The organism is Stappia albiluteola (genome assembly GCF_014050225.1).
Lineage (GTDB): Bacteria > Pseudomonadota > Alphaproteobacteria > Rhizobiales > Stappiaceae > Hongsoonwoonella > Hongsoonwoonella albiluteola.
Genome location: NZ_JACFXV010000059.1, coordinates 1 through 8,308 on the forward strand (window position 1 = coordinate 1; position 8,308 = coordinate 8,308).

The 8,308-nt window shown below is 64.5% G+C and carries 14 protein-coding genes; 8 read left to right on the top strand and 6 right to left on the bottom strand.

The window, feature by feature from the left end; genetic code table 11:
- The 5 genes from H2509_RS13930 to H2509_RS13950 form a co-directional block, all read right to left on the bottom strand.
- On the bottom strand, window positions 1-1,020 hold a 1,020-nt coding region (locus H2509_RS13930; protein WP_182166268.1), incomplete at its 3' end, for a DNA polymerase III subunit beta family protein.
- Between the two features lie 49 nt (window positions 1,021-1,069).
- A complete protein-coding gene (locus H2509_RS13935; protein WP_182166151.1) occupies window positions 1,070-1,297 on the bottom strand; it encodes a hypothetical protein in 228 nt (75 codons plus the stop codon).
- Window positions 1,298-1,583: 286 nt separating this feature from the next.
- Window positions 1,584-2,651, bottom strand: a complete 1,068-nt coding sequence (locus tag H2509_RS13940; protein ID WP_182166270.1) for a DUF5131 family protein — start codon at window positions 2,649-2,651, stop codon at window positions 1,584-1,586.
- A 195-nt stretch (window positions 2,652-2,846) separates the two neighbouring features.
- Complete coding sequence (locus H2509_RS13945; protein ID WP_182166272.1) at window positions 2,847-2,990, bottom strand: hypothetical protein; 144 nt, start codon at window positions 2,988-2,990, stop codon at window positions 2,847-2,849.
- A 269-nt stretch (window positions 2,991-3,259) separates the two neighbouring features.
- Window positions 3,260-4,069 carry a LexA family transcriptional regulator gene (locus H2509_RS13950; RefSeq protein WP_182166274.1) on the bottom strand — a complete coding sequence of 270 codons (810 nt, stop codon included), beginning with the start codon at window positions 4,067-4,069 and terminating at the stop codon, window positions 3,260-3,262.
- Between the two features lie 19 nt (window positions 4,070-4,088).
- On the opposite strand from H2509_RS13950, the gene H2509_RS21270 reads away from it, so the two are divergent.
- Window positions 4,089-4,331, top strand: coding sequence for a helix-turn-helix domain-containing protein (locus H2509_RS21270; protein WP_182166276.1), 243 nt, complete (start codon window positions 4,089-4,091; stop codon window positions 4,329-4,331).
- Here the strand turns inward: H2509_RS21270 and H2509_RS13960 are convergent.
- On the bottom strand, window positions 4,273-4,500 hold the full coding sequence (locus tag H2509_RS13960; protein ID WP_182166292.1) for a hypothetical protein: 228 nt from the start codon (window positions 4,498-4,500) through the stop codon (window positions 4,273-4,275). The two genes, H2509_RS21270 and H2509_RS13960, sit on opposite strands and share 59 nt — an antisense overlap.
- Window positions 4,501-4,592: 92 nt before the next feature.
- Between H2509_RS13960 and H2509_RS13965 the strand changes: the two genes are divergently transcribed.
- From H2509_RS13965 to H2509_RS13995, 7 genes are all read left to right on the top strand, one after another.
- Window positions 4,593-5,093, top strand: coding sequence for a phage regulatory CII family protein (locus tag H2509_RS13965; protein WP_182166278.1), 501 nt, complete (start codon window positions 4,593-4,595; stop codon window positions 5,091-5,093).
- Window positions 5,090-5,578 (top strand): thermonuclease family protein, encoded by a 489-nt coding sequence (locus tag H2509_RS13970; RefSeq protein ID WP_182166280.1) that lies wholly within the window; start codon window positions 5,090-5,092, stop codon window positions 5,576-5,578. Before H2509_RS13965 ends, H2509_RS13970 begins: the two co-directional genes overlap by 4 nt.
- A complete protein-coding gene (locus H2509_RS13975; RefSeq protein WP_182166282.1) occupies window positions 5,578-6,492 on the top strand; it encodes a hypothetical protein in 915 nt (304 codons plus the stop codon). Before H2509_RS13970 ends, H2509_RS13975 begins: the two co-directional genes overlap by 1 nt.
- The gene (locus H2509_RS13980; protein WP_182166284.1) at window positions 6,492-6,971 is read left to right on the top strand and encodes a GcrA family cell cycle regulator; all 480 of its coding nucleotides are present in this window, start codon (window positions 6,492-6,494) and stop codon (window positions 6,969-6,971) included. Before H2509_RS13975 ends, H2509_RS13980 begins: the two co-directional genes overlap by 1 nt.
- Window positions 6,968-7,303 (top strand): hypothetical protein, encoded by a 336-nt coding sequence (locus H2509_RS13985; RefSeq protein ID WP_182166286.1) that lies wholly within the window; start codon window positions 6,968-6,970, stop codon window positions 7,301-7,303. Before H2509_RS13980 ends, H2509_RS13985 begins: the two co-directional genes overlap by 4 nt.
- A complete protein-coding gene (locus H2509_RS13990; protein WP_182166288.1) occupies window positions 7,300-7,572 on the top strand; it encodes a hypothetical protein in 273 nt (90 codons plus the stop codon). Before H2509_RS13985 ends, H2509_RS13990 begins: the two co-directional genes overlap by 4 nt.
- Window positions 7,572-8,308 (top strand): DNA-methyltransferase (locus H2509_RS13995; protein WP_182166290.1); only part of this gene is annotated, 737 nt, incomplete at its 3' end. The genes H2509_RS13990 and H2509_RS13995, both read left to right, overlap by 1 nt.

The window sequence follows — 8,308 nt, forward strand, 5'->3', positions numbered from 1 at the left end:
CTGTCGGTCAAAGGCGTGAAACCACTCGGGTGTTTTTGTGGACGACTCGACGGACAATACCCGGAAGCCGCTGAGGTCATGCCGGCTGTTGTAGCTAAGAACCGCCTTGCCCTTGCCGACAGCGATGTCGATCCGCGTCGATCTATGGCCCCACGGGATACGCCGCATCGCCGACAGAAGTTCGGCCCGGTCGAAGCTGATCATGTCCGGCTGCCGTTCGCCGAACTTCGGCACGACGCGGCGCCAGTCCGGAAACTTGCCATCGATCGTGCTGGTGATGATGCGGCCGCCGACGAGCGGCACTTCGAAATTCTCCCCCTCGCGCAGCAGGATCGGCCCGGCGAAGGGCATGGCCGTCAATGCGGGGACGATCATGCGCGGCAGGATGCAAAGCTGGTCGGGCGGGTCCATCTCACCCTGCGCCGCCGGGCTCCATTCGGCCCCCGCATCGATGGCGATCAGCCGGTGACCGTCGGTCGATACGAGCTTGACCTTGTCGGCGCCTTCGGCAACGTCCAGGCAGACGCCGTTGAGGTAATAGCGCGTCTCTTCGGTCGAAACGACACGCAGCGCCCGTTTCAACCTGTCGCGAAAGGCTGCCTCGTCGGCAAGCGTCAAGGTGCCGATCACGGGCCTGGTGGAAAGGTTATCTTCGGGAAAGTCACTGACCGGTGGTGTGATCAGCGTCGTGCGGCCGTCCGGGTCGCTCACCGTCAGCTCGGTGCCGCCGGCCGCCTGCTCGATGGTGATGGGCGTGCCGGCGGCGTGATTGGCGACAAGCATGCGGGCAAGGTTGAACGGCAGCAGCGCGCGGCCGGGCGCGTGGACGCGCGCCGGCAGGCTGAGCGTCAGCCAGGCGCCAAGGTCCGTCACGGTCAGGGTGACCGCGTTGTCCTTCGCCTCGACAAGCGCGCAGCCGAGAACAGGGATTTTCGACCTGTGAAGCCGGATGCGCGACAGCAGCGACAGAACCTTGCGCAGGTCGCCGGCGGGGGTCTCGATCTTGAGCAAATCAGACATTGCATTGACCTCCTGAAACGAGGGGGAAATGCCGATGGGGCGGCGTGCGTCAGCGGCCGTCGTTGCGGCGGCTGAGCGATTTTGCTTTCGCGCGGATGCGGCCGGCGTTGCGCTCGAGCGCCTTGCCGAGGCCCGGATCGCCGACGTCATAGGCGGCCTGCGCGTCGACCGTGTAATCCTCGACCAGCAGCTCCAGCCTGACGCGGCGGTCGGCAACCTTGCGCCGGTGGCAAAGGGTGGCGGCGGCATCGATCGTCACGGGAAGGGCGGCGGTCATTGGCCGTCGTCCTTTGCGAATTCGCGGTTTATCAGGTGAAAGAGGGCTTCGGCCCCGTCCAGAAATCCGCGCGCCCGCGCGCGCTCGCTGGCGAGAGAAAGCGCCGTCGAACAGCAAACCAAGCCGAGAAGGGCCATGCCTAGCATTCCAGAATCATGATTTTCCGGAACGTGGAAGGAGATGCCGAAGAAGACGCCGCCAAGGACGCATAGGCAGACAGGGAAGGCGTCGTATATGGCGCGGCCAAGGCCGATGAACGCTCGCTTTATGAGGTTTGTGCAACGGTTCACCGGGCCACCTCCGGCATGGCGTTGTGCTCGACGCCGTCGAGAAGACGGCCGGCGCGGGATTTGCCGATGCGGGAGACTGTGTCGTCATCGACTTCGTCGCACCACATAGGCCGATAAGGTTCACCCCAATGGCCGCCTTCCCAATCCCTGTGGTCAAAGCGGCTTATTTCCGGGTTGTCGTCGATGTTCCAGCCATCGACGGCGCCCACTTGCGGCGCCCATTCGCCCCATTGTTTGAAGAAGAAAGCGGTGCCGGCGGCGGCGCATTGGTCGCGGATGGATCGCGCCCAATCCGGATGCATCGGCCGTGCGTCGGGGCCGCTTTCGCCGCCGACGATTATCCAGTCGATGCCATCAAGCCATGTCAGCCACTCATTCCCGGGGATTCCCTCCTGGAACGCCAAAAAATCCACCGGCCCGAGAAGCGGCTCGGCGCTGACAAAGCGGATGGCGGTCGGGGTGGCGAGCAGGTCGGGAATGCGCTCGTCGGCGCGGGTCTGGTCCTCGACGGAGACGCCAATCCAGACGTTCGTCAGAGGCCAATTTGCGGGTTGAGTGCAGCCGATTATTGGCGATGCCCGCCAATTGCCTCGCTGCCATCCTGGGTGTCCATCTGGTAGATGACGGCCAACAACCGTCGCCATATCGGCGACCCTGAACGGCGTATTGGGGTCTCTCAGATATTCCCGCATCCTTTTGCTGCGCTTGGTCAGCACCTGGAATGTGTGCTGCGGGCAAAGCGCCATGATGGCGAAAACCTCGTCGAGCACTTCGTCCGGCACGGCCTCATGAAACAGGTCGCCATGAGCGGCGACGAAGATGCGCCGCGGCCGCTTCCAGCGCAGGGGCTGGTCAAGCCATTGCTCGTTGAACCGCACCTCGCCCGTCCAGACCGGGCCGGCCTTGCTCGGCCGCGTCAGGCCGGCGCGCGAGGGGTGATGCTGCAGCCGTCTGCCGGCGAGCTTCATCGCGTAGCAATTGGTGCAACCGGGAGAGACGACGGCGCAGCCGGTGACCACGTTCCATGTCGCATCGGTCCATTCGATGTCGGTGTTATCGGCCATGGCTGACCTCAAATGACCTAATGCCGAGTCCCGTCTTCGTGTCGTCAACCCAGATCCGGACCACGTCGCGGCAAGCGCATGTCTTTGCCCATCCATTCGCGTAGCGAAGCGCTTCGGCTTTCCGGGTCATATGCGTGCAAGCTTCTTCGAGCGTGCCGTCCTCGGTTTCCAACCGAATTGCATAACGCGGCGCCATCACAGCCACCCCGCGAAGAACGGGCCGAACAGGATCGGCAGCAGGGGCAGGAGGCCGGCGACGGCCAGCGTGACGACGCAAAGGGCCGTCTCGGGCGACAGCCGCGCCGGGCTGGCCGGCAATTCTGAAAAGGGATGAGGCATGAAACGTCCTCCGCAAATGCCGTCCCTTGACGGCGGAATGCGGTGGAGACTATGCCTGTTGCATAATTCAAGTCAATACGTATCGCATAAGAAATTTTATGCGTTGTGCGTCGGCGGCGAAGTTGGCCGCTATGCGCGGGCTCGCCGAGTCAGACGGACATTGGCAAAGGGGAGGGCGCGCGCAAGTAGTCCCGGCGCATCAGTTGGCGCGGGCAGATGGCGGTGGATCCGGAGATTGAAACTAAACTGGATGTGTCGGCAGGTAGGCGTTAGACGCCGAAAAGTTCGTTTGTCGTCAGCACCTTGTGAAGGGAAATGACATATTTCAGCGGAATTTCGATGAAGGCGTGAGGAGTGTGCTGTTCCAACACCAGGTGCTCGGCCGTGCGCTTCTTCAGCCGTTTGATATAGGCCTGCCCAGGGTCGTCGTCGTGTGCCCGAGTGACCGCGATAACCGTGTCGCCGATAAGCGGCTGGCGATGAGGGTGTACAAACCGAAGAACGCCGGGGCCGTGTTCCGGCTCCATTGATTCACCGGTGACATAGACGGCGTAAAGATCTCGCGCGGATGTCAGCGCGGGCGGGCGGCGAACATATTCGATGGGTTCTTCAATCAGCATTCCCTCGAAATCCTTGCGGATAATCGAGCCTGCGGCAGTCCCTATGACCGGAACGTCGCGCGAGAAAGCTCCATCGTAGGGCGGGCGTTCGCTCGGCTGCATCGCCGGTTGCGGCAATGGCTGAGGCTCCATCGCATGGGCGGCATGGAGTGTGCCGTCCGGGCCTTTGCCTCGGCCGTATAGCAGCCATTCGACATTTACGCCGAAGCGCCGGGCATATCGGTCAGCCTGTCGCCCATAACCGCGCGTGCCGTTTTCGTGAGACAAATAAGTGGGTTCGCGCACGTCGAGTGCCCGCGCCGCTTCTGAGGCTGTGGCGAAGCCGGCCGCTTTACGGGCCGCGATGAGGCGTTCGTGCTGATCCATTTCGTCTAGTTTGCATATTTTTTTGTGCGTTTGGTCTTGACTATGAATTATGCAAATTGCATTGTCTGCATAGTTGTTTGCATAGTCTTGCATTTTGAACGGAGCCTCCGTTGTGACGCCGAAGGAAATTCGCACCGCACTGAACCTGTCCCAGGTGGCGCTTGCCGAGGAAATCGGCTGCCATCAATCGGCGGTCTCGCGGGCGGAAGCCAGCCCGTCCCGGATGTCCGGAATGCTTCGCCGTGCTTATGAGCGGCTTGAGGCCCGGCTTTCCACCTCCGTCGCCCGTCCGACCGTCACCGCCGCTTCTCGCGACCGGGCCGATGGCCCGAGCGACCGGCAGGTGAGCGCATGAGTTCCTCGCCCGTGCCCCTCTCTCCCCGCATGGGCGTTTGCGGCGCGGCGCCGGCCCTTCCTTCCTCCGAGGGGCCGGCGCCGGCCGCCTGCACGATTTCCGCCGCCAGGGCGCGGCGCATGGCGCTGGCAAGGCGTTCGCGGGCAGGGGTCTTCCCAGTGTCCGGCATCGGCGGGGTTTCCTTCCATCGTTACCGGCATTCTGGCGCTATCGCGCCAGCTTCGTCATCCCGTCCGTTCAACTCAATTACAGGCGCGTGAAATGAAACATGCCCGTCCTTCCAGCGAGAACGAACGCCGGGCGCTGAAAAGCGCCGTCCGCATGCAGCTTCGCCAATGCGGCGGGCAGGACAGCGCGGCGTCGATCACCCGCGTCTCGCAGCAGCAGCTTTCGGCATACGGCAACGCCGATAACGAGCGGCACGAGAACGAGCATATGCCGATCGACGTTCTGTTGGACCTGACGCTCGACGCCGGGCCTGTGGCGCTTACGGAAATCTGCCGGCTGTCGGGCGGTGCCTTCGTGCAACTCCCTTCCACGCATTCCGACGGGGTGTGGGCAGCCGAGATCGGCCGGGCGGTGAAGGAAGGCGGGGAAGCGGCCGCCAAGCTTTGCGAGGCGCTGGCGACGGGCGGCACGATCACCGCCGAGGAAATCCGCGAACTGGATATCGTGCGCGAGATATCCGAAGCAATCGAAGCGCTCATTGCCCTTCGCCAGCATTGCAATCGGGTGATCAATGCCGGGGAGGGCGACGAATGACACTGCTTCGGGAACTCAGGGCCGGTGTGCTGTTTTTCGCGCTTGTGCTGGCCGCTGCCAGCCTTGGCACGGCGGCGCTTTCGCTCGGCCTTGTCGGGCTGGCCGAGATCGCCCGTGCCGAGGCGCTGCCCCGGCCGGCGCCGGCATGGCCGGTGTGCCAGGGCGGGGACCGCGCGGCGCGGGGCGTGACCTGCGTTGTCGACGGCGACACGTTCTGGCTCGCCGGAGAAAAGTATCGGCTGGCCTGTGTCGACGCGCTTGAGCTGCGCGAGCCGGGCGGCGTCGCGGCCCGCAACCTGACGGCGCGGCTTTTGGCCCTGCCGGGTGTGCGGATCGTCGAGGCGGGCAAGGCCGGCGCCTATGGCCGCAAGCTGGCGCGGGTGCAAACGCGGGCGGGCGACCTGGGCAAGGTGCTCGTCTCCGCCGGTCTGGCCCGCAAGGTGGACTATGCCAACACGCGCGGCTTTTGCCGCAGGGGGTGGTGATGCGTCTCCTTGCCGACCGCCTGCTAGCCATGCCGCCTACCAGCGACCCACTGATCGAAGCCGCACGCAATGCCTTGAAGCTGCCCGACCGCAATCATGCACCCGTCGATGGCGATCACTGGCGCGGGGTGTGCGATCGATTTGTTTTCGACCATGAGGAATGCGGCCGCCTTTTGCCCGCTCTGTTCGACGATCCGGAAAGCCGGGAAGCGGCCATTCAGGTGGCGCGCGCGCCAATCGTGCCCTGTTGGATCGAATTAGGTAATTTCGCATGGCTGGCTATTGGGACGCCTGAGGCAACTCAACTTGTGCTGTTCCAGAAGGTCGAAAACATGGCCTTCCCATGGTGTTCTTCGGTCCTGAGCGACCGATTGCGCGATGGTGGAGATTATGAAGTCGCATTCACACCGAAGGCGGATACGGTTCGAGGCATTAAGCCCGGTGTGGCCGATACAATCCTGAAGATGCAGCGGCTGGTCATATTCCTGCTGGCCGCCATCAGCTCCCATTCCCGTGTCGCCGCCGCCCGTCGCATCCTGCCAAGTTCGGTTGACCGGGCTCGGCAAGCTTCAGCAAAGCGTCGGGCGCAACGTGGCCGCCCGGTCTTTTCCTACAATCGGGTCGAATTCGTCCGCCCTTACACGGCCATCCATCGCGGCGTTCTCAAGCCGGCAGAGAGTTTTGCCGGCATGCGCGGTCATTTCGTCATCGGCCATTGGAGGCTGATCGACAACGAACTCCAGCCTTACTGGACATGGGTCGATGGCCACCCGCGCGGCGACGAAAGCCTTGGCCATGTGACCAAGGAACGCGGCGTCGACCTGTCCAGGATCATCGGCAATCGGCGTGGTTTCGATCTTCCCGGCTTTGCCGGGAAGCCGGGCCAGCGCGTTGAAGCGCGGAGGGCATTGTAATGGCCTGGCTCTACCTTAACCGGGAAGAGCGCTGCGACGTAGTTCGCGAGGGTATTTCCAGGGGCCTGTCCTATGAGGCGATCGGGCGCCAGCACGGGGTTTCGCGCTCCGTCATCTCCGGCCATGTCCGTTCGTATATGCGCGGCGAAGGCCGCCGGAACCCTGCCGTTCACAGGGCAGAGACGGCAAAGGCCAGGGCGCGCCGCGCGCTTGCGCCGTCGCCTGCTGGGGCGCCGGAGCGGATCGAGGGGCCGGCGCCGATTATCTTTGTAGCTGGCGAGGCTCTGCCGGGTGTGAAGCCCGTCCGACTGCTCGATCGGCGGGTTTCGCAATGCCCGTGGATCCTCGACGGCCGCGATGAAAACGGCCTTGTGCTTTGCTGCGGCGCGCCGAAAGCGGCCGGCAAGAACTGGTGCGCGGCGCATCACGCCCGCGCAACGCTGATCTACCAGACACCGGCGGAGGATCGCGGCACATGAGCGGCAAATCCCTCAACGATCTGGCGCGGGATCTGGCCAGGGCACGCGCGGCTGCCGACAGGCGGCCGGACGACAAGGCGGCCGAGATCCGCTTTCACGAGGCGCGGATCGCCTATCTGGAAGCCGAGCTTTTTCTTTGCCGGAAAGACCTGGCGCATTGGCAACTGCGGTCGATGGCGCTTGGCCGCGCATTGCGGCGGCGGGTGGCGGCGTATCGGCGGTTGGCGGAAACGGCAAGCAAGGGCGCGATCAAGCGACGCTCGCGCGGCCCGGCGCCGGTACCGGCTCAGGCGGTGCTGTTCGAAATCGTAGGGCAGGGGGTGGCCGCATGATTTCCGACGTCCGAACACCGATGCTGGATCCGTCCGATCCGGGTTTGCCGGAGATCGAAACGAATGACCGGGAAGCGCTGGAACTGGCGACGGAGGCGGCCTGCAAGCGCTTCCGCAAGGCGCATCCGGACGGCGTGCCGAACGAGATGCCTTTCGCGCCGCTGAGCGACGACGACGCGGCGGCGGCCGAGCAAAGGGCGCGGCGTTATGCCAGCCGGGGGCGCATGGGTGACCCGGTTTTGTGGTGCGACCTGGGGATTGCGCTGTAATGGCGGGCTATCTCGAAAAGCGCGAGATCGGCCCGGCCACGCTCTACCTGGGCGATGCGCGGGAGATCGTGCCGGCGCTGCCCAAGGCGCATCTGTTCGTCTCCGACGCGCCGTATCGGCTCACCTCCGGCGGGGCGGCCAAGACCTCGTCCAGGCACAAGCCGATGACCGTCGGCTGGATGGCGGACTATTCCAACAATGGCGCCATCGTCCATTGCGATATCGATTGGGACGAGGTCGCCGCGCTGGCCTTCGAAGCGCTTGTCGACGACGCCGACTGCTACCTGATGGCGAACGACAAGAACGTGTTCCCGGCGCATGCGGCGGGGGTCCGCGCGGGTTTCCGCCTGCATAATCTGCTGGTTTGGGGCAAGGGAACGGCGACGGCGAACCGCTGGTTCATGAAGGACTGCGAGTTCACGCTCTACCTGTTCAAGGGGCGGGCGAAAACGATCCTCACCCCCGGTGCCAAGCAGCTTTCGCAAATCCCGCAGCGCGACGAAACCGGCCACCCGACAGAAAAGCCGGTGCTGGAAATGGAGCGTTATATCCGCGCCTCGGCGAAGCCCGGAGAAACGGTGCTCGACCCGTTCATGGGCTCTGGCTCCACTGGCGTCGCGGCCGTGCGCGCCGGGCGGCGCTTCGTCGGCGTGGAGATCGAGCGGCGGTGGTTCGACGCCGCCTGCCGGCGGATCGAGGCGGCGGCCGCCACGCCCCGCCCGCGCGGGATGTTCGA

Bases quoted from the DNA above. Each gene is read 5' to 3' on its own strand.
- H2509_RS13935 (WP_182166151.1), bottom strand. From the start codon at position 1,297: ATGACCGCCGCCCTTCCCGTGACGATCGATGCCGCCGCCACCCTTTGC.
- H2509_RS13940 (WP_182166270.1), bottom strand. From the start codon at position 2,651: ATGGCCGATAACACCGACATCGAATGGACCGATGCGACATGGAACGTG.
- H2509_RS13945 (WP_182166272.1), bottom strand. From the start codon at position 2,990: ATGCCTCATCCCTTTTCAGAATTGCCGGCCAGCCCGGCGCGGCTGTCG.
- H2509_RS13950 (WP_182166274.1), bottom strand. From the start codon at position 4,069: ATGCAAGACTATGCAAACAACTATGCAGACAATGCAATTTGCATAATT.
- H2509_RS13960 (WP_182166292.1), bottom strand. From the start codon at position 4,500: ATGCCGGACACTGGGAAGACCCCTGCCCGCGAACGCCTTGCCAGCGCC.
- H2509_RS13965 (WP_182166278.1), top strand. From the start codon at position 4,593: ATGAAACATGCCCGTCCTTCCAGCGAGAACGAACGCCGGGCGCTGAAA.
- H2509_RS13970 (WP_182166280.1), top strand. From the start codon at position 5,090: ATGACACTGCTTCGGGAACTCAGGGCCGGTGTGCTGTTTTTCGCGCTT.
- H2509_RS13975 (WP_182166282.1), top strand. From the start codon at position 5,578: ATGCGTCTCCTTGCCGACCGCCTGCTAGCCATGCCGCCTACCAGCGAC.
- H2509_RS13980 (WP_182166284.1), top strand. From the start codon at position 6,492: ATGGCCTGGCTCTACCTTAACCGGGAAGAGCGCTGCGACGTAGTTCGC.
- H2509_RS13985 (WP_182166286.1), top strand. From the start codon at position 6,968: ATGAGCGGCAAATCCCTCAACGATCTGGCGCGGGATCTGGCCAGGGCA.
- H2509_RS13990 (WP_182166288.1), top strand. From the start codon at position 7,300: ATGATTTCCGACGTCCGAACACCGATGCTGGATCCGTCCGATCCGGGT.